The organism is Bradyrhizobium sp. USDA 326, from assembly GCF_049739485.1.
Classification (GTDB): Bacteria; Pseudomonadota; Alphaproteobacteria; order Rhizobiales; family Xanthobacteraceae; genus Bradyrhizobium.
The window spans coordinates 3,813,790-3,837,244 of sequence record NZ_JBMGQA010000001.1; the positions used below are offsets into that span (position 1 = coordinate 3,813,790).

Here is a 23,455-nt window from a genome sequence, read left to right on the forward strand (position 1 = left end):
GCCATTGCTTTACTCTCGACACGGCCCGCGAAGACGGGTCGAAGGATTACTTCAACTAGTATCGGCGATAAACGTAATCGTCTGCTTCCCAAGGCGGCGGCTGGTAAACCCATTGCTTTGGGAGCCTGAAAGCTGGGGAGGATGTGCTCGCTAGGACTGGTCAAGGTTATGCCGCATCAACTAGTTGCCAGAACCCAAAACTTGGAGCGTAGGCTCCGCAGAGCCGCAAAGCAGCTGAGTCAACTAGATGTACTCTCGCCACGTTTCAGTCCGACGATCGTCGAGTGCGCCTCTCAGCGGACCGCAAGTTGGGGCGTGAACACGCCCACATCTTGCGGGACCATCGTGCCCGTGACGGTCTTGACGTATCAGGACGGGAGCTTTCGAATGTCATTTGGTCGTCCAGTGACTTTAAGGGAGACTGTTGCTTCGATGTCACCAAACCGATGAACGGTCGATCTACGCTCGTGCGACAAGAGACACCATATGTTCGATATCTATTTGAACCGAAGACACGATCTTTTGGTCGTCCCGACAGGCTTTGGAATCCCCGCGGGATTAGACGGCAATTGGAGGAGAAAGAAGCGGGCGTTTCGTTCCGTGAGCGACGTCATTCGTCAAGATGTACAACAGCTTGGTTACCACCGACGTCGTTTGATCTCGTACCGGTCCAAGCGGCAGTTGAGACCTCGTCACACTCCTAGTCAACGCAGCTATCTGATGCTGAACCGTTCTTCGGAAACTTCGGGCAGGATGTGGCCGATGCCGTAGAAAGCGTTGCTTACCGCGGCGACAGCAGGCGGGTGTCGCGCATTGGGCTTAAGGAGGAAACTTTCTTTTGAAAGCGGGGCACGCCTCTGGAGCTTACCGCAAAATAGGCGTTATCGGGCTCTTGCATGAGTCAATGGCGTGCGCGTGAGTTTTCAGCTGTCTATACTGAAGATACTTGCCGGCCAGCCGCACGACCGGGCGAGCATCGAAGTCGTTAAGCAGCATTGGATATCTGTATAGCAGCGGCCCGGAGTGGCCGGCTCGTATGAAGCGCATCGCAGGCCGCGCGCCCCAACTCGGTATTTTCGGCCAAAGCTGATGCGGGAGGCCGGATGCTGGATGCTCACCGAGGAGGGAAGGGAATATCTTGAGACGCTCGAACAGTTAGATCGGCGTAGTGTGCAGGCGTAGGTTGAGCGAGAGACCGCGCAACAGCCGAAAGCCGAGCAACCGCCCCTTTGACTTCGCAGCTGGGAACGAACGCGGGCAGAAAGCGCCCCACGGCAAGCGATTGAGCCCACGTAAATTGCTGCCGGGGTGACCGCCAGCCGCTCAACCCCTTGCTGATCGTGATGTACTCAACTAGATCTCGAAGTTCACATTTGAAACAGTGGCGTTGTAATGGGTATTGCGAAGTTGTTCAACGCGGCTAGGGATACTGGCTTGATTTAAACCTGAGGGATGGAGAATCTGGCCTCTTCATGCACATCAGCGTGGTCGAGACGGTCGACTAAACTGATCTCGCGCTTGGCTTACTCATTCCACGCGTTTGGAAGGCATGACGAAGTTATACCCTGGCGCAACTCCTATCATATTGTCTGTTTTTTGCGGTCGTCGTGCTGTGAAAACTATGCTACAAGCCGCTCCTCTCAAAAGGAGCATTCATCGTGAAGAAAGCAACCAAGAAACGCGTTAAGCGGCGCGAATGGACGAGGGCAGATATCAAGGAGCTCAAAGTCCATTCGAAGGCCCGAACCCCGGTCATAAAAATAGCAAAGATGACCAAACGCAGCGTCGGCGCGCTCCGCCAGAAGGCCTTGCATCTTGGAATCGGACTCGGACATCAGCGGTAGTTTTGAGCAGCGCTGGTACTGGCGCGGTAGGGCGGCTCCCTGGGGGCCGCCCTCAGTACCCGTAGAAATTTTGTCGGAAATTAGCTTTGCGGATCCGCGCTGAGAAGAGTGTTTGGATGGTGTTTCGCTGTCGCGGTAGGAGCTCCAGCATCTTCTCATCATTGATGGACTTTCTTAGGCGTGGTCTCAACGGTTGTGACAAATCGGCAGTGAAGACATTGTCTTGGTGATGGCCCTGTCAAGGATCTCTCACATGAACGGCCGATCCAGTGTGTTGACCGACCAACGGCGGCGCTCCCTGGAGGTAGCGTCTGGATCGCTCCCGCGCTGAGAAGACCTGCGTCCTGCCATGTGTGAATGTCCGCGATATGGTCTGCTTCTTTGCAGCACTGCGCTCATATGCCGAAATTGTTTGTGTCTGCCGAGCCTCAGCGAGGTGCATGTCGCAGTTACCTCTTCAATGCCTCAGCGGATGCATCTTCTATACGTATCAACCTTCCATGTGCCGCGCGCGGTCTTTAACAAACGTCCGTATAGTTCTTTTCAACCTTCCCATATTCGCAGTCAATCTTCGTGCAATTGAGCTGTTGCTTGATTTCGTTTTATCGGTCGAGCAATCGGGGAAGCGATTGCAGTTATCGTTCTGTGATCCCGCCCGATCGGACTGAACGGGTCTCAAGTCATGAGTGGCAGACAAAATTCTTGTCCTTTCGACTCCTTGTACGCAAGCGGTTGCTCCCATGTGATCCGGCGGCCGGCTTTGTTTCGCCCAATCGAGCTAGCGCCGACAGATGGCGCTTGCCGAGAACGAGTGTCTGAATGATGAGCGGACGTCTTGGTCGTTCACCTGAGGTGTGCTTTCTCCTTGGTCTTCCACGATCCGGGACCACACTCCTGGCACATTTGCTGCAGCGCCATCCAGACATTGTGGCGCCGCCTGAACCCTGGTTAATGCTGGCGCTTGAAGCATTTGGCAACGTGGATCGGCGCCATCCGGCCGGCAGCTCACTAATTGAGGCCGCGACCTCCGAATTCTTGGGACGGATAGATCGCACGATCGTTAGCCGCGCTTTTGCAGATGCAGCATACGATCAATATCTGGCAGAAGCGGGCAAGCGAATCATCATAGATAAGACGCCACGCTACTGGACCGTCCTTGACTTTGTTGAATCCGTCTATCCGGAAGCGCCACATGTCCTGCTTCACCAAGGCGCCGAGCACTAGCGTCCGCTCGCCTGTTTCGGGGTGGACGCGTACGACGGGATGCTCCGTCTCAAAAACCGCTTTGGTGAACACCTCGTCAAAGTGCTTCTTGTCGACCTCGCGGAGACGCGCGATCCCAGCGTAATCGAAAACGTTGCTGTGAACGGCCCATAGGCCCTCGGCGAGCCGTTGTAGTGGCGACGGCAAACCAAGATAAGCGGCAGCTGTGTTAGACCACACGGTGTCGCCTCCGAACGTTGGCATTACCACGGCCCGCAGGACCAAGATCTTGGGATAGGCGTCGGCAAAGGTCCCATCCGCATGCCAAACGTCGGCGCGACCGCCACCGCGAGTGGAGTCCAGTTCGAGGAGCGACGCCCCCTTGGTAGCGCCGAGTATCGGATGTGGCACTAGCTTTCCCAGACGAGCGGAAAAGCGCTCCTGCTCGGCGTCATTGAGATGTCCTTGATTGCGGAAGAAGATCACCTTGTGCTCTAGCAATAAGCTGTTGATCGCAGCTATCGCGTGATCCGGTAGATCGCCTGATAGCTTGATATTTTTGACTTCGGCACCGATGCGCGCTGCACGTTTCACAATATCCGCGCTCGGAATGACGCCACCGATCAAAGTCATTGCGCTGATCTCGCTTTTCCAGGCCCTGGCAGGTCTCCCCCACCCCCTTGGAGCGAATGATCTTCAGCAAGCATCGTGCCAATCGAAAGACCAGCATGTCCTCGACAGTAGGCGCTGAACGAGTCGTGGTCTTTGCCGCGAGTCATCGAACGCCATCGTGCCATATCAACGTGTTCGAGAGTATTTGCTGGTCTACATGCCTCGGATGGTCATAGCGGGTATGTCCGCATTGTGAATCAGCTGACCGTTCCTCAAGGGTGAGATGCGAGTGAAGCGTGAGCATTTGCTGCTTTATGGTTCTGTTTCTTGATAGATTTGTTTTAGGCAATGGCCATGCCAGGCGACGCTGGGCAAGCCACAACGCCGAATGGGCTTTTTGAGAGTTCGCGTACTATGCCCACTGTACTCGACCTGACATGGGATTTGGGCCTCTGTCAGAATACCGACAACTCTCCACATCCTTTAGTAAGCTCAAGCTGACTGTTCCATTGGCAGACTCGCGAGTTAGTTGACGGCCCGAGTTAATCTCCCTAATTGCCGTTGGAGCCTGTGAGAGTTGCAGATGTAAGATCGCTCTCTGTCGAGCGGCGCTCTTGGCGGCAGTTATGCACATTATCGTCTCGGTCCTGAAGTAGGATAAAAGCTGCAATTTCCTGGTCCTGTGCCAGTTTGCTCGCCGCTAGACCGGTGGAGAAGAATGCGATCAGGCACGGGGGGGGGCTCATCTTGCGCTTGCCTTCCACAATGTGATCGCGACGAAATCCGCGGGAGCATCGCTGACCGCCCACGGCATCGCACGTCACGTCTCATGGAGATTCGTCAGCCGCGTCACGATCTGAAGCAGGCGATTCAGACTCTCGAAGAATTCAATCGGCCCATGGGCGTGGACCGCGATGTAAATTCCCTGTCGGCACCATATGTTCGGCTTGTGGCTTGCTGGGAGCAGGATGGCGTCTCGCAAGCCTCTGCGCCAGTAAAGATCGCCAGAGCGGTCCGATTGGGCAATGCGCGATTGCGGATTGCTAAGTTCACTTCGCCGGCGGCTTGCCCAGCGTCTCTGTCTCCTGGACAATAGACCGAGCCGCCGCCATGGCGCGGAACGTCGTGGCACCGGCGGTAGGGCTGGTCTACAGCGGCTCGTGCGGTCGTTTGTTCCGCAATGTCCGGAAGTATCCCAATTTCCAGGAAACGGATGCTTTCTCGCGCACTTAAGCGCTGATAGCGGAACGACCGTGCAGCTTTTCGTGAGGCTATGGGCACGGCCCCCTTGGCACACTGGGCCCAAAGCTACCTCACTTGCTCGCCAGTTCTCTTGATCCTTCTCAAGCGATGCCCTTCTGCAGCAGTAGAGCAGGCGCGCCTGCCGCGCTGCGCTGGCAAAGGCGTTCGTGGTCGACGATTCTAAGACGGATCAGCTTCGGGCAAGGCCAGGAAACTGAAATCGCATCCATCTTCCAGGGATCCGGCGAGTACCGTGGTTCAAGAGCCGCCCCTCCTCATTGCCTCGATGCTGGCTCGGGCGAGCCCCCAATCGTCAGACTTCAGAAGGGCAACTTCCACATGAAATAGAGAAGCGCAGCGATTGCCACCCAGAAAAGTATGCCGCGGAAGATGAAAGCGAGCGCCATTTTAATCGCCATCTTGCCCAAGCCGCTGCGCCATGGCGATTCCATCGATCGCGTCTGCCAGCCCTTCCAAGAAAGTCCGATACCACGCGTCATCGTCGGGAAGGTCCCACTCTCGTAGGCTGCCGACGTAACGCGTCAGAGCAATCACGCCCGCGATCGTGGTTGGCGTTGAACGGATGAGCACGTTCCCATGCTCCGCGAGAGCATGGTTCCTTTGACAGCTAATTTCGTCGGCGGCATCAAACTCGGGCCCCGAATCGAGCTTCGCCGATACGGACAGGGCCGCATCGTAATGCGCCAACAGCTCGCGATGACGCTCGATCACTACGAAGATTAGATCCCGATCGGCTGCAGCAGTCGACTGGGGGGAAATTTCCTGCAATGGCAATGTTGGCCCCAAGTAAGTAGCAGGCCTACGTTAGCATCGTGGCCATGAGGATAACCAGCGTAGAGGGCCTTCATCTGCGGTATTTCTGCTCGATCGGCTTGACATTCAGACGAGGTCACCGGCTCCATTTGGAGGTCGAGAAGTTTCGCGGACGACTGCGCGAGCCTTACTCGCCGGAAAACGACTCCGCTCTAGCTGTTCCCGATGTAAAGCTGCATATTTTGCCCATATCAGAAGTTATTATCTCGCACTGGATGCGCTTGCATACGCGTCCGCATTCCAAGGGGCGGGCGAAAATGAGGTTGATTGCAATAGTTGCCGGTCTGTTGCTGCTCGGCGCGATCAGGCAAGCAGACGCGCGCGGGGGCATGGAGGGCGCGTCAGCTACGGAGGCGGACATCACACTACCGGTCATGGGGGCAGCTATTTGGGCGGATCCGGCTCATCACACCGTGGCGGAACTTATGTCAATTCGAGAACTGGCAACCGTTACGCCACTCATCGATAAGGAATGGCATATGCTTCCGAGATCAAGCCAATTGATTGTGAGATTTGGCCATGCGACGTCCCAGCCACCGCGATCCGGATGCGCCACGCGTCCGATCGTCGGAGGAATATCCATCGGGCAGTCGTCCGCCACCGCCGCTGACGATGTTCTGACGGTCGAGGATTCTGACAATCGCGGTCGGCATGTTCTGGAGAGATATCCGAAGGCCGTCAGAAGTAAGCGGCGCTTCTTGAAACAAGTTGGCGCTCCGCGCCAGCCGGCAACAGATGCGCTCGCTCTACCGTTGCCGTCGCTTCTGCTCCCGCTTTCGGCTGACGGCTGGCGAACTTGACCAGACCACAAGTTCCCTGGGCCGCCTAGCACCCGCTTGCCGAAAAGTAGTTTGGCAAAGATGGTCGGAGAAGCGAACGGCATGCTCCGAAACAGCGAACCGCGGCAGGAGTGAAGGCGCGTGAAATCTGGACAAGATTCAAAAGATTATGAAGCACTGCTTTGCGGGGTTTTGTGCCTGCGTCTGATCAGCGGCGCGCGCCGGCGTTCTTGGTGTTGAGCTGCTTTGGTCTCGATCGCTTCTCATGTGATGCTGGCGCAGAACGGTCTTTTCGTGTCACTAGCTTGGCGATAGCTCGAACCAAAGCGTCAGGGGTATCGAAGCGAGCGATTCCACGGCGAACGCGAGCCCTCTCAGAAAAGTTTATGGTTCGTTTTACTTTCCCGTCGACCGACAGCAGTACGTAATCGAGCACTGACTCGTTATGCTCAGACAGCCTGATGGCGGCAATCCAGCCCTGAGGCAGGCGTGCCCTGCGTTTGATCGACCAGTACATTGCTCGATTTTGCCTTCCGCAGCAGAGGGCTGATCGAATTGAGATGTTGACCGATCCACGCACGCGCAAGTAATCGGTCCTGTTGCTAGAGGTGATGCGGCAACCAGCTTTCCTGATGGCCATGGCGATGTGAGAGCCGAGCTTGGCCTCTTCCTCCGCCCAGCGCGGGCGCGACTCAAGAAATGCATAGTTTCGCTTGGGAGTGTAGCCGATTAACCGATACACGTTCGTCATGCTGCCGAAGTGAGTTTGATAGGTGGAAGCGCAGGGAAGGCCGACCGTGCTGGCAATGATGGCAGAGCTCAGGCGTCCTTCCTTGAGTAGCGTTTTGCGTAGACGGGCAAGCATCTCCTCTTCAGTTAGATCGACACGCCGTTCCTCAATGATCTTGTTTACTTTCAGGAAGACTTCGCGTTCGATGATCGGCTCGATACATCTCTCGCTGGTGATCCAAAGCTCGGGAGGATTGTAGGTGCAGTGCTGCCGCAACTTACGTGATCGGCGGTTGAAGGTCAGGTTCCCAATGTAGTTCTCGTTTCTAAGCACCGTGTTAACCGCTGCGCGCGTCCACCGAACTCCCGTGCTCGTGAGTATGGGCCGCCGGTTTAGCTCCCGGGCGATAGTCGCTTCGGACTTTACCTGCAGAAAGCGCTCGAAGATCCACTTCACCACGGCGACTTCCTCGGGAATGCCGGGTCGCACTCGGACGTGGTCAGTCATGAGGTACTTTTGGTCACCATTCTTCAGCACGCCTCGCGATCGCTGGCTCTGATCGACAAGTTCTCGCAAGAGAGCATAGCCAGGGCGACCGCCGAGCTTGAAGCCAAGTCGGGCGAACCGGCACTGCGCAGCGTGAACCTTTGCCGAAAGCTCACGACTGTACTCGGCTGCCATTACGCGCTTGATGTTTTTGATGATGCTGGAGAGCACGCTGCCGTCATTGTCAAACTGCTCAGCACAATACACGATGTTAATGCCTGCCTGTTTGCATACAAATTCGTAATACGCGCTCTCATCGACGTCCTGAAAGCGGCCCCACCGGCTTACGTCATAGACCAGAATATGACCGAAATCCGCTTCTCCTGTTTGGACATCCTTGATCAGCTGTATAAGGCCGGCCCTGTTCTTGATGAGCAGGCCGCTCTCTCCCTCGTCGCGATAGGTTCGTACAATGGTCAGGCTATGGGCGTGCGCGTATGCCGCAATCACAGCAGCCTGATTCTGAATCGAGTATTGCTGCCTTTGTGTCGACATGCGTACATATTGTGCCGCTCTCATGCCGAGCCGCGATGGTACCGGATGAGCCTTATAGATCTCGAGCGCGTTGGCCATCATCCTCGCTCCCGAAAGTTACACCACTAAATTGGACATCTATACGACAGTTGCAGCAAGGATTACATCAATTGAAGAAAATAGCGCCGCCATCGCGGCCCGTGTCGACGCAAGGGCGACCACCTCTCTTCGCAGCTCGCGTGCCAAGGAGCTTGTTCAGGAGGCATATACAACGCCTAGCGGCGGAGGGCGCGATGGGTCCAAAAGTAACTTGTCTTCGGTGCCGCGTATATTTAGCGCATTAAGGGGTCTTATACTAAGGCTGTATCAATCCCTCTCTGTAATCCGCAATAGGTGGGAAGTGCGTGTCTCGATCGCCGCTCGGATAGGGTTGAATGCGCTGGGGCCAATGCCTGCTTTCTTTCAACTCTACTAGAAAATCACCGGCTGCTCCTCTGATCAGCCTCGTCTATTCTGGATGGAACTTACGAGTAGACGCCTCACACCGCGCGTTGCAGGTGCGAGTGTTGGTCATATTCGGTCGCGCCAGCTCGGGTCGAAGCGTGGATCATCGAGGGCGCGACCAAGTAAGAAAGCATTTCGGCGCACGCCTCACGACGCTGAGACTGAGATTGAGGGCGAGCCTGGGCGACAAACGATGGCATTGGTTTATGAGCGGTGAGGAGGCGGAAACCACACATTCCGCCGCGTCATCGCGATACAGGCGGGCCGCCTGCTCGACCAAATGACGATATGTTCGTCAGGCAAACGACGCTTCTTTTCGGCAGAGCCTTCCATATGTCGACGCGCTGAATTCGAGTGCCGGAACCTGGTCCCGCCGTACGAGCGGCCTGCAGCCTCCTGCCATGAGTAGTCGAATGGGAAAGACCCATTCCCACCGGAGCAGGTAATCGATGCTTAGTGCGCCTAACTGGCAACGCGACTCTCGCTGATCCCGTCCAGGTACTTGCAGATTGCGCGATTGTGACGGCTTCATTTCGAGGCAGTCGTTTGCAAGGGCTCGCCACACCGCACACGGTTTACAGGTCCGAAAAGCGTCGATGCTGAATCGAGCGCAACCTGAAATGTCGCCTGACACGCCGCTTCGCCTTGCTGATGCCGTGAAGATCGCATTTCCTTTCGGAGGAATGACGGTTGCCGGTCTACGCCGTGAGCGCGATCGCAACCGGTTGGTTATCGACAAGATTGCCAGCAAAGAATTTACAACGCTGGCTCATATCGAACGGATGCGAGAGTTATGCTGCGAAGACGCAAGAGAGCCAGACTTCAGGCCAAAAGCGCCCGCCGAAACAGGAGCGGACAGATCAGCCACCAGGCAACCTGAATTATTAGAGACAACGGACGGGATGTCGGCACAGGCTGCGCTGCAGATGAGATTGCGGCCGCAGAGGAAGAGCTAAGGGCTACATAACCTCCAACCACACCCCGATCGTGGTCGCGACACCGAGATGGGTGTCGGAGCCGCCGATTGCTACCGAACGGCGGTGACGTCGGACGGAGGCGGACTACAGCTCAATGGCACGAATATTACGCGACTGGCACCCTGTACGCCGATCACTTGATCGTAGCGGCTGACCAGAGCGGCAAGCGGATCGCCGTACTTGTCGATACCAAGCAGCCCGGCGTCAGCATCCAGGGCGATGGGATGGCTCCGGCCAGAGACTTACGGCGAGCGGTACAGTTGATTTCGGGAATGCGATCCCCGAGGACCGGATATGGAACGGAAGGCCGGGTCTTTGGAACGGCCTATGTTCAGCTGGTCCTGCTTGATCCTCGCCGGAATTGCGCGGCGCGCCGGTAGCGACAGGACGGAGTGGATTAAGGCGCGAACCCGTACCTTTACCCACGCGGTTGCCGACCTGCCGCGGAACGATCCGTTGGTGCAACAGGTTATGGGCAGGCTTTTCGGCGCGGCCTTTGGTGCGCGAGCAGCACTCTCGCCTGTTCTGCGCTGAATCGGCTGCTTGGGTGGGCCGTTCGTATGATTGCGCCAAGTGCCGGGCGTGCTTGCATGTTGGACGGCAATTGCCGGTCCCTTCATGCGCATTCATGTCTCCGATCCTTTCACAAAACAAGTGATCTCAGATGCCGGCGTACGCGATAAGAATGTTCCAGTCAGCCGCGGAAGTCGCAGTATTCAGTGCAGGGTGGCTATGCTGATGCCAAACTTCCGTGGTGATTGAATGGGCTTCTGCGCGGCGAGGAATGATAAGCTTGCACCAACACTGCAAAAAACTATGCGTTCGCCGCGGAACAAAGGAAGCTGCTTATCTCGGCGCCAGTTAAGATGGTGGCAGCTTCTCCGATCCGGGCCGTGCGCCATTGCGAATTGCCCTTCGCAAGAGGGTAAGAGCGGGGCGGGGCCCAATAGGCTCATGCGCTGGATTGGATGAAATATCGTAGGTCTGGTCGGTGTGGGGAAAGGCGGTAGCGCTCCCCCGCTACCAGGTGTGCTCGACTACTATTTAGGGCTTAAGGCTATCGCGCTTCTTGCTCGGTGCCGAGTAGCGCTTGCGGACGCGCGCGACTTCGGTGGGGTCGGGCGTCGGGACAGGAAACCTGCCGTCCGCCTCGCGCGGGCGTGCGTAGTGTCTGGTCGCGGTTTCGTCGCTGGCGTGGCCCAACAACGCCGCCACGATCGCAAGTCCGAGCTCCTTCTCCTCCGGCGTGCGAGCGGGAGCCACGTAGATCGCTTTCCATCTCGCCGCCGCGGCGTGCCGGGCTGACGAAAGGGTGGGGCGGCGCTTCCGCGTCGGGAAGAGCTGCTTCGTGACCCGACGCATCAGCGATCTCAGCGTTGAAATGAGAGTCTCATAGTGTCCATTGCAGGCCGCTTCGCGAGCCGCGAAGATCCATGCTTTCGTCTGGTCGACAAGTTCTTCAGGGAGCCAAGCCCAGCGTAACACGCGCGTTTCGCCGTGAGCCCGGCCATTTCCGGACTTGCCGTTCGCGAACTCCAGTTCCCATGCGTAGTCGGGATCGCTGGAGGGGCGGAGTTTGGCGCTTGGCCACTCCTCCAGTCTAGCACCGGTCAGCGATCCAGCGGTCAGACAGTCTACCAGGATACCAGCATTCGGGCTCGTGGTGGCCAGTGCACCGTGGCAGATGCGATCCAAATCGTCGTCGAGGCGCTTCAACTTCTGCTGAGAGGTGCGCAACAGTCCATCGTCGGACCTTTCGCGCGATTCGACATCCTCCAGGAGGGCAATCGCCGCGCGCATTTCCGGTACCAAGCTCGGCTGATCCTCCGCAACCTCGTTCATCATGAAGCGGAGGGCAGCGCGATTTTGGCGGAAGCTCGACGGGGCAAGCTCGGCGCGGCGGTCGACGAGGCTTTGGGCGAGTTCCCTCGGCGACAGCCGGCGTCCTGCTTTCTTTGGCGCCCGCCGTCGCTATCTGCTTTGCACGGTTGCGGTATGAAATTTTGGTTTTCTCGGTCCGGGTGGTCATCATGCACCTCAGTCAGTTGAGCCAGGGCGGGGTCAGGATGTCGTGTCGGCGGCAGCGTGAAGCGATCTCGCGCACGAAATCCTCCACCGCTGCCTTGGCTGCGCGCAGATAATCGGGCGCGTACGGTGAATAGATCAGGGTCGTTTCGGGCGAGTCGGCGGGCTTGATGTGGCCCAGCCACTGCCCGATTTCGGCACGGTCGACGCCCTTCTGCAGCATATAGCGGGCGACGGAATGCCTGATTGAGTAGGTGTTTTCGCCGCCGGGGAGACCTGCACGCTTGCATGCAGCACCGAAGCCGGTGTCGATTTCTTCGACCGCGACTCCGCGCCATACGACCAACGGGCCGGGCGGCAAGTTGATCGTCCACGGCATGAGCGTATTGGTGATTGGCAAGTCAGGGCGGTACTTGTCAGTCTGGATACGGCCCTTCGCATTCAGGTGAATAATATTACAGGTGCCATCGATCTGATCAGCTTGCGCTTCGAGGATTGCGCCAATGCGGCTTGCCGTATTGAGGAGGAAAACGTTGGCCACAAGGAGGTGCAGATAGTCCAATTGATCAATTGCCGCAGCGATCTCAGGCGCCGTCATGACGCGGCCCTTCGCCGGCGCCGAACGGGCGTCATTCTTGCTCATGATATAGGGGATATGCGGAACGCTCTCTTCGGCCAGCCGGCGCTCTCCGACCGCTATCTTGCACGCGCTCCGCAAAACGGTGAGGGTCCGAGCCACCGTTGAAAGGGCAAGACCTTCTGCTTCTGCAGCCTTACGAAAGTCGTCGAAATCGCTTTTGACCATGGTCGACAAGATCGAAGTGCCGATGAGGCGATTGATGCGTTCAATAGCGATGTTGGTGAATTCCGCCGACTTGAGCTCGGCAGCGTGCGGCTTGTAGAGCTCAAGGACCTCAGCGACCGTCTGAATCGGCTTTTGAACCAGCGCGTCGCCGGGGTCGCCCGCGATACCGCGGGCGACAAGGCTTTTCACTTGGGCGATCGCATTCTCTAGATCGCTCGTGCGCAACGAGCGGTACACCATCTGCTGCGTTTCGCGGACGTAGGTCGCGACGTAGTAATTCGGGCTGTTGCTTGCCTTGCACAGCTCGAACTCACCGATCGAATGGACGCTCGTGTACCGCATCAGACACCAGCGCCGGCCGCGAACTCGCGCACCGCTTGGGCCGAAAAATACAAGACCCGGAAGCCGTCGATCGTGCGCAGGCGACCGCTCCGGGCTAACTTTCGCACGGCGCCCTTGCTAAGGCCGAGGACCGCCGCAACCTCCTTGGTCGAGAGCAACAGATAGGGGCTGCAATTATTGAGGTCGATCATGATAGGCCGGACTCCTTTGTTTACCATATCTATGGCTTTTCTAATCGCTCATCGACTAGCGCCGGCTCCGAACGTCACGCGAGCCATGGCAACGGTCAATGACGCAGTCGTACAAGAGGCGGGAAAACCTGTAGAGAGACGGGATTCCCAGCAAAATTTCCAGTTCTGCCCGGAGCCGGATCCGGTGGACGGTGGCGGACGAAAAGAGGCGCAGCACATAACCGGGAGGCATCCGGCGGTGGCGGCGATAGTAGGCCAGCGTGAAGGCTGCCGCCTGGACGGCAAGGAGCCGCCGCAGGCGTACCAAGTAGTTTACGCGTTCGTTGAGCCTACGCGGTGACGGGTACACGGGCGGCTCCGAGCAACTTGCGCAGCTCTCCGCCGACCCGCTGCCACCAAACCGCGATCTCGGTGGCGCAGGCCGTGGCCTGGAAGATGTGGACACCGAGACGCGCAGCGAGCTCATCGAAGTTCATCAGCAGCGCCTGCGTCGGGTCGAGGCCGGCGTCGGCACACACCTGCAGGGCCCTGCCAGCGGCGAGCGGGATGCGCAGGACCGGGACCTCTCCCGCCGCGGCGAGCAAGCGGTCGAAATGGCCGCGCTGCTCGCTGTTGACCGGCCAGTCGAACGGTCCCGCACGGCCGGAGAGAGCCAAGGCGCGGGGCAGGTGGGGAGCAACCTTCTGAAGGCTGTGGAGGTGCTTTTCAGCCTGGGCCATGTGCTCGCTGGAATTGGTGGTCATGACGATCGACAGCGCCTTCACCTGCATGGCGGCGAGCGTGGCGTCGAAGTTGGTGGCGGCCAGAACCTCCAAACGATGGCCCGCCGTGCCGCCCGCCCAATCGACGACGACGCCGGCGCCACTCTTGCGGGCCTCTATGACCGCCTCAAACAGCGGGGAAAGCACGCCGACCAGGCCTCCGTTGCGGATTCCGGCGGAGGCAAACTCCTCAAGATTGATGAAAATATCGCCCGTCTCCACCGCGCCTCGGCGGCGGCTGCTCTCGATCTGGACCCTGATGACCTTTCGTCCCACCTCGCCGAAGAAGTGTGCAACGCGGCCGGCCAAAACCGTCTTGCCGATCGAGGTGCCGTCCGCCGTGATCTCCACGAGGTCCGGAAAATCGGTCGTCTTAGCTGTCTTCATCGTTTTCGCTCCTTATCTTGTGTAGAAGTGCCGCGGTGCGGCGCGCGTGTGCCGGAAGGACGAAACCTGCCGGTCCGTTCGGGGAAGTCCGAACAGAACTGAGGCCGGGCATAGGGGCCGGCGGGTGTTGAACGGGCGGGCGTCGGGGCAGGCCGCCAGATGAGCGGGTTTCCTCCCCACTCTGCAGGGCATTGCAGGCCGGTGCAGGGCTCGGCAGGGGCATGCAGGGACCGGCCGACGTCGTGGTGCGGCGGCCGGCGCGTTCGCGCGCACGGCTCAGGGCGCTGGTAACCGTCCCCTCCGGCAGGACCATGCCGTCCTTGCGCGTCACGCCGGCGGCAGCCAGCACCTCGCCGATATCGGCTGCCGTCGCGCCATTGGCGGCCAATCGCTCGAACAGCTGCAGGTTTTGATCGAAAACGTCCTGAAAGCGGATGCGGCCGAACATGTTTTTGGCGCGCCGCCCAAGCGTGATGAGCTCCTCACGGAGCTCGGGCGGCAGGCGGTTAAACAAGGCTTTCCGGTGCGCCGTGGATGTCTCGGTGCTCATGCGGGCACCCGCAGGGAAGCGCAGCCGTTTCCACGAACCTTCCAGGAAAGGGCCAAAAGCCGCGGAAACGAGGCTTCACCGAACGTAACGAGCTGGAGCGAATGTGAACCAAAATCAAGGAGATACGCCGGCGAGCCCTTCCTTGACATGGTAGGGGTCACAGGTTCGATCCCTGTCGTGCCCACCACGCTTCGCCTTCGGCTTCGCGTGGCACAGCCTGAATAATTGCAGCGAAGCGTGTCCGGCGTAGCTCGAAGAGCGGAGACGGACTGGTGCGGCTTGCTCGGCGTCGGAGCCACGCCGAAGCCAAACGGGCGCAGGCGGGCTGACGCGGCGAGCTACGGCCGGGCGAGCCAATATCTGATCCTTCTATAGTCGGACCGAGTCATCCGGTCGGCGCAAGCGCCGCCCGATGGCAGCCCCCGCGCAATCGAGGGTGTATCCTCTCGGGCGCTGTTCCGGATTACGCTACGCGCCCGGTTGCAAGCGAGGCTCTGCCCATGACAGTATCCGTCATCGAACACGCAAAAATCCAGGCGCAGGTGCTGGTCCCGCTGGTCAAGGCGCTCCAGGCCGAACTCGGCGCGGCGCGCGCCAATGCGCTGGTGCGCAAGGCTCTCGGCGATCTCTATCGCGGCTTCGGAGAGGAGTTCTGGAAAGCCAGAAACCACGGCAAGAACGAAGCCGATCTCGGCAAGGCCGTCGCGTCGGCCTTCAGGACCTACGCCCGCGACGATGCGCTCGCCTATGACGTCATCGAGCAGACGCATGACGCATTTGCGTTGGACGTGAAGCGGTGCGCCTTTGCCGAGTTTTACAAGGCGCTGGGTGAGCCGGAACTCGGCTTCCTCCTGATCTGCACTGCGGACTTTGCGACCGCGGAAGGTTTTGGTCCCGACATCAAGCTCACGCGTACGCAGACGATCATGCAAGGCGCCTCTCATTGCGACTTCCGCTACAAGCGCGATGCGGGCTGATCGCGATGAAGGGAATGCGAGCGATGCGGATGATCTGTCTTGCGATGGCGATGCTGGCGCTGATCGCCTCGTGCGCTGACGCCGCCGTCGACTGGCAAGCCGAACTCCAGCGCTGCCGGAGCTTGCGCGAAAACGTGGCGCCGCTGCTTCAGGCCGGCGAGGGGATATCCGCCGTCGGCCGATCAAACAAGTCCGTCCGTCGCTGCATCTGGATCCAGCGGAAGGCGATGCGGAAGAAAATTCCGGGCGCGGAAGCGTGGTAGCCTGACCGAGTTTATGGCCCCGGCGTGACGAAGGCCGAGATGATCGTGCCATCGCTGCCAAGCGCGATGTGCCAGCGCGACGCGGCGCCACCCTGGTGCCAGACAGAATAGACGTCCTGTCCTTGCGCGCTCACGCCGAGGAAATCGATCGACGTGATCGGACCCATTTCGGAAAGGCCCGGCTGCAGGTGCGGCAATTGCTTGATGACCGGAGACATCGGCAGGCGCGGCAACGCACGCCCTGCGCGCACTTTCAGCAGCGCGATCTCAATTCAACCTTCTTTCGAACGTCGGTCAACGACGAGATCGAGCGCTACTTGTTCGGCGACATGGATGCCAAGGGCGCCCAGGATGTTCGGCGCGGTTCCTTCAAGCTTGCGGCTGTGTCGCGTCTTTCAAGCGCATAGCTTCGGATCGAGTTGAGCAATCGATATCGCGCGAGACCCTCGCCCGCTTCGAACGAGATCAATGACTTCGTGATCAACTTGTCGATGACAAGCAGATCATCGAAGGGAGTCAGCAAGACCTGACGAGCAGCCTTCCGTTTGGCCGAGTGCCGTCCCGTTCGTTCATAGGTCGACCTGCGCCTTGCTCGGCAGGGTGAACTGGAATAGCGCGCCGTGTGGTTCTGCGGGTGAAGCCCATAGCCGTCCACCATGCGCTTCGATGATAGAGCGGCAGATCGTCAATCCCATTCCCATCCCCTTGGCCTTGGTCGTGAAGAAGGGACTGAAGATCTTGTCCACCGTCTCGCGGTCGAGACCAATTCCGCTGTCACGCACGAATCAATGAGATACGCCGACGACACCTTCCTTGACATGGTAGGGGTCACAGGTACGATCCCTGTCGTGCCCGCCATCTTTTTCAGTGCTTTAGGCGCCCCGCGCTTGAGGCTTGAAGTTGTGGTTTCCACGAGATTTCCATTTCGGAGCGGGTTGCCCCATCCAGATTGGGCTGGTGCCCAAATGCGGGCGTTACTCGGAAGGTAACGCACAAGGCCGCTTGCGCTTCCCGATCGTCGCTTCGGCTGCAGCCACACTTCCCTATCTCGCATCGAGCGCGCTCGTATCGACTGGAGGCGGCGTGCGTGAACAGTGTCCACGCGCAGCACTTCTTTCGTCAACAGCACGTTTCGCGGCCAAAACTTTCCGCGGGCGGTCGGATCTTCCGGCCTGGCGGAGGAGGTGCGGCTCTCAAATTCCGCCCGTCTTGTGGTCCATTGCGGCTGCGACACTTGCTCCTGCGCCAATGATCGCCGGGCGGTGGAACTCGCGGGCGCGACGGCCGTTGCTTTGGCCGCGGCAGCAGTAGCGAGGAGAACGCGTGAACCGACGCCAGCTTGTTCAAGGGTCGGCAGTGCTGCCGGTATTGCTGCTCGCATCGCGAAGCGGTTTCGCCGCTGCTCGCACGTCGGAGGGCGCATTCGGGTCGTCCACGGTGAGGGACCTCGCCCGTATGCTAGCGGCTAAGCCGTACGAGGCGCCGGACGAGAAGCTGCCGAGCGGATTGCACGATCTCGACTACGATCAGTATCGTTCGATCCGCTATTTGCCCGAGCGCGCGCTCTGGCGCGGCAAGAATCTTCCCTTCGAAGCGCAGTTCTTCCATCGTGGCTTTTTCTACAAGAACAGAGTGAACATCTTCGAGGTCGCGGACGGAAAGGCAACCGAACTCAAGTACAGCAAGGCGGACTTCTCGTTCGGCGAAAAGGTTCCGGCGTTCGAGGGCGTGGATCTCGGGTTCGCAGGCTTCCGCATACACGCGCCCATGAACCGCGCCGACTATTACGACGAAGTCTGCGTCTTCCTGGGCGCGAGCTACTTCCGCGCGGTGGCCAAGGGACAGACGTACGGGCTTTCCGCCCGGGGACTTTCGATCGATACGGGCGAAGCCAAGGGCGAGGAATTTCCGCTCTTCAAGGCCTTCTGGCTGGAGCGGCCGGCGCCGGGTGCGACCTCGTTGGTGATCCATGCTCTGCTCGACAGCAAAAGCTGCGCAGCGAGCTATCGATTCACGGTGCGGCCGGGGGACACGACGGTCTTCGACGTCGAAATGTCGGTCTATCCGCGTGTCGAAATGCAGCGGGCCGGACTCGCGCCCATGACCAGCATGTTCTTCTACGGTCCGAACGACCGCAATGACATCGACGATTTCCGCCCCTCGGTCCACGATTCCGACGGTCTTGCGATCTTCAACGGGAAGGGCGAAAGCCTCTGGCGGCCGCTCAGCAATCCCCGCGATCTCCAGATCAGCACCTTCCAGGATCTCAATCCGCGCGGGTTCGGCTTGATGCAGCGGGAGAGAAACTTCTCCGCCTACCAGGACATCGAATCCAGCTTCGAAAAACGCCCAAGTCTTTGGATGGAGCCGATCGGAGATTGGGGCGAGGGCGGGGTCACGCTGTTCGAGATCCCGACCAAGGAGGAGGTCCACGACAACATCGCCGCATTCTGGCGGCCTAAAAACCCGCTGCAGGCCAAGGGCGAACACAACTATACCTATCGGCTGCATTGGGGGCCAGATAGCCCGAAGCCGCATTCGCTCGCCAGATTCACGCGAAGCGGGATAGGGGCGAGGGGCGAGGACGCCCGCCTCTTCGTGCTCGATCTGCTCGGCGACAACCTGAAGGGCATTGATCCTGCGGGCGTCAAAGGCGTGGTGACAGCGGAGAAATCCGAGATCAAGAACATCGTCACGCAGCCCAATCCCCACACCGGCGGTTGGCGGCTCAGCTTCCAGTGCCAGGTGAAGGGCGAGCCGATCGAGCTGCGGGCGTTTCTGGCCGAAGGCGACAAGCCCTTGTCGGAAGTCTGGGTCTACCGATGGGCCCCTTGAGCACGGCACCGCGGCCGGTTGTCGGCGAAATCGCGAGCCAACGCCTGCTGCCGCACGAGTCCCCCCTCCCGATGGCGCCTGGCGACCTCGGAAAGGACCGGGTATCGGACCGTATTCCTGCGCAGGTCGCCCCCACGATGGTTTGGCGGCGCGGCCTCATCCTGCTCTCGGCGGCGGCGCTCACGGGGGCGGGCGGCTATGAGATGTATCGCGTGCTGCAGGTCGGTGGCGTCACCGTCCTCGAAGGCATGGTGCTGGCGCTCTTTCTGGTCCTGCTCGCCTGGGTCGCGTTCTCGTTCGCCTCCGCCGTGGCGGGCTTTGTCGTGTTGCTGAACCACCGTCCGGACGAGGTTGCCTTTGCCTCCGGCGCGGAACTGCCAGCCATCGCAAGCCGCACTGCCATGCTGCTTCCAACCTACAACGAAGACCCGCACCGATTGACGGCACGGCTCCGAGCGATGATCGAATCCTTGGAGACGACCTCGCACGGAAAGCTGTTCGACTGGTTCGTTCTGAGCGACAGCACCGATCCGGACATCTGGGTCGCCGAAGAAAAAGCGCTCCTCGCCCTGCAACAAGCCGTCGGAACACGGCTGTACTATCGCCACCGAGCCGAGAATAGGGAGCGGAAGGCCGGGAACATCTCCGAGTGGATCACGCGGTTCGGCGGCGTCTACGACTTCATGATCGTGCTCGACGCCGACAGTCTCATGAGCGGGCAGACCGTTGTCCGATTGGTCCATGCCATCGAGACCAATCCGAGCGCCGGGCTGGTCCAGACGCTCCCCATGATCGTCAACGCGCGAAGTCTGTTCAGTCGCGTCCAGCAATTCGCGGGCCGCCTCTACGGACCGATGATCGCCGCCGGCGTTGCCTGGTGGCACGGCTCCGAAGGCAACTACTGGGGCCACAACGCGATCATCCGGGTGAGGGCGTTTGCCGAAGCGGCGGCGCTGCCGCAGCTGCGCGGGCGCAAGCCTTTCGGCGGACACATCCTCAGCCACGATTTCGTCGAGGCTGCGCTGATGCGGCGGGCCGGGTGGGGCATCTACATGCTGCCGATGCTCGGCGGAAGCTACGAAGAGGTGCCGCCTTCGCTGCTCGACTTCGCCGCGCGCGACCGACGCTGGTGTCAGGGCAATCTTCAGCATCTCGCTGTCGTGCCCGCGCGGGGCCTTCATTGGGTGTCGCGCCTGCATTTCATCGTGGGAATCGGAGCGTATCTGACGGCGCCGCTGTGGCTGCTGTTCCTGCTGCTGGGAATGCTGATCTCGCTGCAGGCCCGCTTCGCGCGTCCGGAGTATTTTCCGAAGGGGTTCTCCCTGTTTCCGACGTGGCCGGCCCAGGATCCCGTGCTCGCCATCTGGGTGTTCGTCGCCACGATGGGGCTGCTGCTGTTGCCCAAGCTGCTCAGCCTGGTCCTCCTTTGGATGAGGCGGCCGGTGCGACGCCAATTCGGCGGCGCATTGGGTGCCTCGGCCGGAGTTTTCGCAGAGATCGTCGTATCCGCGTTGATGGCGCCCGTGATGATGATCTTTCAGTCAATCGCGGTGGTCGAAATTCTGGCCGGCCGCGATGCGGGCTGGCAGACGCAAAGGCGGGACGATGGCACAGTGGAGCGCCGCGAGCTCTATCGGAAATACGGTGTCCCAACCCTGTGCGGCGTTGCGATGGCGGCAAGCGCGTACGCAGTTTCGCTGCCCCTTCTGCTCTGGATGTCGCCGGTCGTCGTCGGGCTGCTGTTCGCCGTTCCCATAGGCGCGCTGACCGCCAGGCCCGTGTCCGGCAAATTGTTCGTCACGCCCGAAGAAGCAGCGCCGCCTTCGGTGCTACGTCGAGCGAATCAATTGAGTGAGTCGGCGGATGCAGGGATCAGACCCGCGTTGCTGGAGCTGCGCGAAGACGCCAGGCTCTTGGCCTTCCACGTCGCGCAGCTGCCGCTTCCACGCGCCGTCCGGCCCGACGCGGTCGACGCGAACCTGGCGGTCGGCCGTGCCAAGGTCGATGCGAGCGATACTTTCGAGGAGGCCGTCGCCCATCTGTCCTCCCGGGAGGTTTTTTCGATCTTGAACGACGGTTCGGTGTTGCCGGCGGTGTTGCAGAAGCAATGAACACGCGCCGGGCGTTGACGACCTGGCCTTGGCGCCGACTTCGCAGCACGAAGGGATGATGACCGGAGGCATCGGCAGGTGCCAACGCGCGACCTACGCGCACTTGCGTCATGAGTTCGCAAAGGTGGGCAGACGTCCGGCGGCTTTCCCCCTCCGGCACGGCTGCGTCGCTGGGATCAATGCGTTGATCTTGATCAAGGTGGTGGCGACGAAGTGGGGCAATCTCAACGCGAAGATGCATATGGGGAGATTGACCGTGCGTGCCTGTCTCTTTGCGTTGGCTTTCGTGATCACTGTTCTGGGATCGTCCTCGGCCCACGCGGGTTGCTGGCCGAGCGAGAACTTTCCGCTCGTCTGTTGGCTCGATACGAAGGGCGAAGGGTGTTCGGAACACCACGCGCTGACCAGCGCCAAAGCAGTGATGTACCCGTATCCGAACCAATCCATCTATGAGTTCGAAACCACCCATTGGTGGACTGGGCCTCCCATAACGGCCTGCCCGCCGAGCAAGACGATCAAGTTTACCGGCATTTGGGACCGCGAGACGGGCAAAGCGGAGGAAAAGGCGTCCACCGGCTGGTCGTCGTGGTCGCGCTACGTCTATTGCAGCAACAACCCATGGACCGGACAAGGCCCGCCAACGGTGCCGATCTGCTCGGGGCCGACCAACGACCCAAATGTGGGGCAGCCGGTGACCTCGGCGATGCTTTCGCAAAGTCAGAGATTGAATCTGCTTCAGGTTCAGGAGCCGCTACACACGAGGTGCCTGCAGGTCGAACCCGACCCGATGGGTTCGGAATGGCTTACGGGAAGCTCACTGGTCCGGGTCGTCGTTTCGCACCATGAATTCCAGAAGATCGAATGGCACTATTTCTTCCAGGAGTTCTATTCGCTCGACGGCTGGAAGGAAGTCCCCGCGCCGAAGTCGAAGGTCCCCTTGATCTCGACGAAGAAATACACCGAGCGCCGCATCGCGACCACGACGGGACGGTTCTGGCTCAATAAACAGGGTCGTTGGAAGATCGTTGCGGTCCCGAAGCCGACCTCGCCCGCCGCCCAGCTCGTCGCAACCACGGTCACCAACGAATGCCCGGGCGCGCGATTCAATATCCAATGAAAGGCAGATCGATTGAAGGACCCGCTCCCGAGGTACGCGTCACAAGATCGACAGCTGACGAACACGCGAGGGAGCGTCTGCCGATCAAGGCCTATCCGACCAGATATTTCTTCACCGCCGCCTCATCCCATTCGATGCCATTCCCCGGCTCTTCGCCCGGCAGCGCAAAGCCGTCCTTGATCGTCAGCCGCGTTGCCAGCACCGCGTCGGCCCAGTCGACATATTCCAGCCAGTGCGCGGTCGGCGTCACGCAGAGCAGATGCGCGCTCACTTCCGAGAACAGGTGCGTCGACATCTCGATGCCGGCGGCGTGCGCCAGCGCGGCGGCGCGGAGCCAGCCGGTGACGCCGCCAATGCGCTGGACGTCGGGCATCACGTAGTCACACGCCTCGGCCGAGAGCGCGGACTGCATCGAGAAGGCGCTGTCGAAATTCTCGCCGATCTGGACCGGCGTATGCAGCGCATCGGCAATGCGGGCGCAGCCGGCATAATCGTCATGGCGGATCGGCTCCTCGATCCAGCTCAAGCCCTCGTCATCGAGCATCTCGCCGCGGCGGATCGCCTCGGTCACCGTCAGGGCCTGGTTGTAGTCGCACATCAGCGTGACCTCGTCGCCGACCGCCTTGCGCACCGCGCGCACGACGGCGAGGTCCTCCCGCGCATCGGACCGCCCGACGCGGATCTTCGCCGCCCGAAAGCCCTCGGCCAGCAGCTTGTGGGCTTCCTCGACCGCCGCGCCGGCCGGCATGATGCCGAGCCCCTTCGAATTGTAGGCCCTCACCGGTTTCGGAGCGCCGCCAAGCAGCCGGGCCAGCGGCAGGCCACGTATGCGGGCCAGCGCGTCCCAGGCGGCCATGTCGATGCCGGATTGGGCCAGCCGCTGCAGACCAGCGAGACCCAGCAGCGTGAAGCGCTGGGTCAGCTTGCGTTCGATCTCGAACGGCAGCAGCTCGTCGCCGGCGAGCAAGTCTGACATTTCCGTGACCATCGCCGTCAGCGGCTTCAAGGCCGAGGGCGTGATCGAGAACAGATAGGCGTGCCCCACCGCGCCATCGTCAGTCTCGCAGTCGATCAGCACCAGCGGCGCCTTGGCGATTGCCCCGGTCGAGGTCTGGAGCGGCAGGTTCATCGGCACCATCACGGGGCGCGCGTGGAAGCGTTTGATGCGAATGGTCTCGGTCATGGGATCTCCCGGCGGAGCGGATGCAGGACGGGCCGATCTTAAACATCTGTGATGAAACGAAAAGGCGCTTGGCCCGACCACCATAAAATGGGGTTGCGCGGGCCCGCAATTGTTGGCTCTGTGCTGCCGCATTCTTTGCCGCAAATCCCGACGGGTTTGCGAC

18 protein-coding genes and 2 pseudogenes are annotated in these 23,455 nt (G+C 60.1%); 9 read left to right on the forward strand and 11 right to left on the reverse strand.

Annotation, left to right across the window (positions count from 1 at the left end):
• Positions 1–1,658 precede the first annotated feature (1,658 nt).
• Entirely contained in the window at positions 1,659–1,844 is a 186-nt protein-coding gene (locus ABIG06_RS17900; protein ID WP_074448398.1) for a hypothetical protein, read from the forward strand.
• Positions 1,845–2,666: 822 nt separating this feature from the next.
• Positions 2,667–3,068, forward strand: coding sequence for a sulfotransferase (locus ABIG06_RS17905; RefSeq protein ID WP_424578583.1), 402 nt, complete (start codon positions 2,667–2,669; stop codon positions 3,066–3,068).
• Here ABIG06_RS17905 and ABIG06_RS17910 read toward each other — a convergent pair.
• Both ABIG06_RS17910 and ABIG06_RS17915 read right to left on the reverse strand, forming a co-directional pair.
• Positions 3,015–3,680 (reverse strand): annotated as a pseudogene (locus ABIG06_RS17910) (TauD/TfdA dioxygenase family protein); the annotation flags it as partial. The gene ABIG06_RS17905 and the pseudogene ABIG06_RS17910 overlap by 54 nt on opposite strands.
• A 1,629-nt stretch (positions 3,681–5,309) precedes the next feature.
• Positions 5,310–5,696, reverse strand: a complete 387-nt coding sequence (locus ABIG06_RS17915) for a hypothetical protein (RefSeq protein ID WP_124163893.1) — start codon at positions 5,694–5,696, stop codon at positions 5,310–5,312.
• A gap of 44 nt (positions 5,697–5,740) precedes the next feature.
• Between ABIG06_RS17915 and ABIG06_RS17920 the strand changes: the two genes are divergently transcribed.
• Entirely contained in the window at positions 5,741–6,535 is a 795-nt protein-coding gene (locus ABIG06_RS17920) for a hypothetical protein (RefSeq protein ID WP_148090223.1), read from the forward strand.
• A gap of 187 nt (positions 6,536–6,722) precedes the next feature.
• Here ABIG06_RS17920 and ABIG06_RS17925 read toward each other — a convergent pair whose 3' ends face one another.
• Positions 6,723–8,366: a recombinase family protein gene (locus tag ABIG06_RS17925; RefSeq protein ID WP_245454687.1), complete on the reverse strand. Its 1,644-nt coding sequence runs from the start codon at positions 8,364–8,366 to the stop codon at positions 6,723–6,725.
• A 998-nt stretch (positions 8,367–9,364) separates the two neighbouring features.
• Between ABIG06_RS17925 and ABIG06_RS17930 the strand changes: the two genes are divergently transcribed.
• Positions 9,365–9,724: an excisionase gene (locus tag ABIG06_RS17930; RefSeq protein WP_124163896.1), complete on the forward strand. Its 360-nt coding sequence runs from the start codon at positions 9,365–9,367 to the stop codon at positions 9,722–9,724.
• Positions 9,725–10,789: 1,065 nt separating this feature from the next.
• On the opposite strand, the gene ABIG06_RS17935 is transcribed toward ABIG06_RS17930, so the two are convergent.
• From ABIG06_RS17935 to ABIG06_RS17955, 5 genes are all read right to left on the reverse strand, one after another.
• The gene (locus ABIG06_RS17935; protein WP_424578362.1) at positions 10,790–11,590 is read right to left on the reverse strand and encodes a hypothetical protein; all 801 of its coding nucleotides are present in this window, start codon (positions 11,588–11,590) and stop codon (positions 10,790–10,792) included.
• A 196-nt stretch (positions 11,591–11,786) separates the two neighbouring features.
• On the reverse strand, positions 11,787–12,917 hold the full coding sequence (locus ABIG06_RS17940) for a tyrosine-type recombinase/integrase (RefSeq protein ID WP_124163898.1): 1,131 nt from the start codon (positions 12,915–12,917) through the stop codon (positions 11,787–11,789).
• Entirely contained in the window at positions 12,917–13,108 is a 192-nt protein-coding gene (locus tag ABIG06_RS17945) for a helix-turn-helix domain-containing protein (RefSeq protein ID WP_158626806.1), read from the reverse strand. Before ABIG06_RS17945 ends, ABIG06_RS17940 begins: the two co-directional genes overlap by 1 nt.
• Positions 13,109–13,437: 329 nt before the next feature.
• Complete coding sequence (locus ABIG06_RS17950) at positions 13,438–14,220, reverse strand: hypothetical protein (RefSeq protein ID WP_370137942.1); 783 nt, start codon at positions 14,218–14,220, stop codon at positions 13,438–13,440.
• A 22-nt stretch (positions 14,221–14,242) separates the two neighbouring features.
• Positions 14,243–14,806, reverse strand: coding sequence for a hypothetical protein (locus tag ABIG06_RS17955; protein WP_124163901.1), 564 nt, complete (start codon positions 14,804–14,806; stop codon positions 14,243–14,245).
• A 500-nt stretch (positions 14,807–15,306) separates the two neighbouring features.
• Here ABIG06_RS17955 and ABIG06_RS17960 point away from each other — a divergent pair, with 500 nt between their 5' ends.
• Together ABIG06_RS17960 and ABIG06_RS17965 are read left to right on the forward strand one after the other, a co-directional pair.
• Positions 15,307–15,783, forward strand: coding sequence for an L-2-amino-thiazoline-4-carboxylic acid hydrolase (locus ABIG06_RS17960; protein WP_370137944.1), 477 nt, complete (start codon positions 15,307–15,309; stop codon positions 15,781–15,783).
• A gap of 44 nt (positions 15,784–15,827) precedes the next feature.
• Positions 15,828–16,046, forward strand: a complete 219-nt coding sequence (locus tag ABIG06_RS17965; protein WP_370137946.1) for a hypothetical protein — start codon at positions 15,828–15,830, stop codon at positions 16,044–16,046.
• 11 nt (positions 16,047–16,057) lie between these two features.
• On the opposite strand, the gene ABIG06_RS17970 is transcribed toward ABIG06_RS17965, so the two are convergent.
• Both ABIG06_RS17970 and ABIG06_RS17975 read right to left on the reverse strand, forming a co-directional pair.
• Positions 16,058–16,279, reverse strand: a complete 222-nt coding sequence (locus tag ABIG06_RS17970; RefSeq protein ID WP_370137948.1) for a hypothetical protein — start codon at positions 16,277–16,279, stop codon at positions 16,058–16,060.
• Between the two features lie 336 nt (positions 16,280–16,615).
• Positions 16,616–16,828 (reverse strand): annotated as a pseudogene (locus ABIG06_RS17975) (ATP-binding protein); the annotation flags it as partial.
• 541 nt (positions 16,829–17,369) lie between these two features.
• Between ABIG06_RS17975 and ABIG06_RS17980 the strand changes: the two are divergent.
• The 3 genes from ABIG06_RS17980 to ABIG06_RS17990 all read left to right on the forward strand — a co-directional run bounded on the left by ABIG06_RS17980 (position 17,370) and on the right by ABIG06_RS17990 (position 22,109).
• Positions 17,370–18,881 (forward strand): glucan biosynthesis protein G, encoded by a 1,512-nt coding sequence (locus tag ABIG06_RS17980; RefSeq protein ID WP_370137950.1) that lies wholly within the window; start codon positions 17,370–17,372, stop codon positions 18,879–18,881.
• Entirely contained in the window at positions 18,869–20,992 is a 2,124-nt protein-coding gene (gene mdoH / locus ABIG06_RS17985; RefSeq protein ID WP_370137952.1) for a glucans biosynthesis glucosyltransferase MdoH, read from the forward strand. The genes ABIG06_RS17980 and mdoH overlap by 13 nt, the downstream gene beginning before the upstream one ends.
• Before the next feature lie 184 nt (positions 20,993–21,176).
• A complete protein-coding gene (locus ABIG06_RS17990; RefSeq protein WP_370137954.1) occupies positions 21,177–22,109 on the forward strand; it encodes a hypothetical protein in 933 nt (310 codons plus the stop codon).
• A 91-nt stretch (positions 22,110–22,200) separates the two neighbouring features.
• Here ABIG06_RS17990 and ABIG06_RS17995 read toward each other — a convergent pair whose 3' ends face one another.
• A complete protein-coding gene (locus ABIG06_RS17995) occupies positions 22,201–23,292 on the reverse strand; it encodes an enolase C-terminal domain-like protein (protein WP_124163909.1) in 1,092 nt (363 codons plus the stop codon).
• Positions 23,293–23,455: the final 163 nt, after the last annotated feature.

What these genes read in the sequence shown, in the direction of transcription:
- ABIG06_RS17945 (WP_158626806.1), bottom strand. Translation starts at nt 13,108, where the DNA reads ATGATCGACCTCAATAATTGCAGCCCCTATCTGTTGCTCTCGACCAAG.
- ABIG06_RS17940 (WP_124163898.1), bottom strand. Translation starts at nt 12,917, where the DNA reads ATGCGGTACACGAGCGTCCATTCGATCGGTGAGTTCGAGCTGTGCAAG.
- mdoH (WP_370137952.1), top strand. Translation starts at nt 18,869, where the DNA reads ATGGGCCCCTTGAGCACGGCACCGCGGCCGGTTGTCGGCGAAATCGCG.
- ABIG06_RS17920 (WP_148090223.1), top strand. Translation starts at nt 5,741, where the DNA reads ATGAGGATAACCAGCGTAGAGGGCCTTCATCTGCGGTATTTCTGCTCG.
- ABIG06_RS17955 (WP_124163901.1), bottom strand. Translation starts at nt 14,806, where the DNA reads ATGAGCACCGAGACATCCACGGCGCACCGGAAAGCCTTGTTTAACCGC.
- ABIG06_RS17935 (WP_424578362.1), bottom strand. Translation starts at nt 11,590, where the DNA reads ATGATGAACGAGGTTGCGGAGGATCAGCCGAGCTTGGTACCGGAAATG.
- ABIG06_RS17930 (WP_124163896.1), top strand. Translation starts at nt 9,365, where the DNA reads ATGCTGAATCGAGCGCAACCTGAAATGTCGCCTGACACGCCGCTTCGC.
- ABIG06_RS17905 (WP_424578583.1), top strand. Translation starts at nt 2,667, where the DNA reads ATGAGCGGACGTCTTGGTCGTTCACCTGAGGTGTGCTTTCTCCTTGGT.
- ABIG06_RS17925 (WP_245454687.1), bottom strand. Translation starts at nt 8,366, where the DNA reads ATGATGGCCAACGCGCTCGAGATCTATAAGGCTCATCCGGTACCATCG.
- ABIG06_RS17960 (WP_370137944.1), top strand. Translation starts at nt 15,307, where the DNA reads ATGACAGTATCCGTCATCGAACACGCAAAAATCCAGGCGCAGGTGCTG.
- ABIG06_RS17965 (WP_370137946.1), top strand. Translation starts at nt 15,828, where the DNA reads ATGGCGATGCTGGCGCTGATCGCCTCGTGCGCTGACGCCGCCGTCGAC.
- ABIG06_RS17995 (WP_124163909.1), bottom strand. Translation starts at nt 23,292, where the DNA reads ATGACCGAGACCATTCGCATCAAACGCTTCCACGCGCGCCCCGTGATG.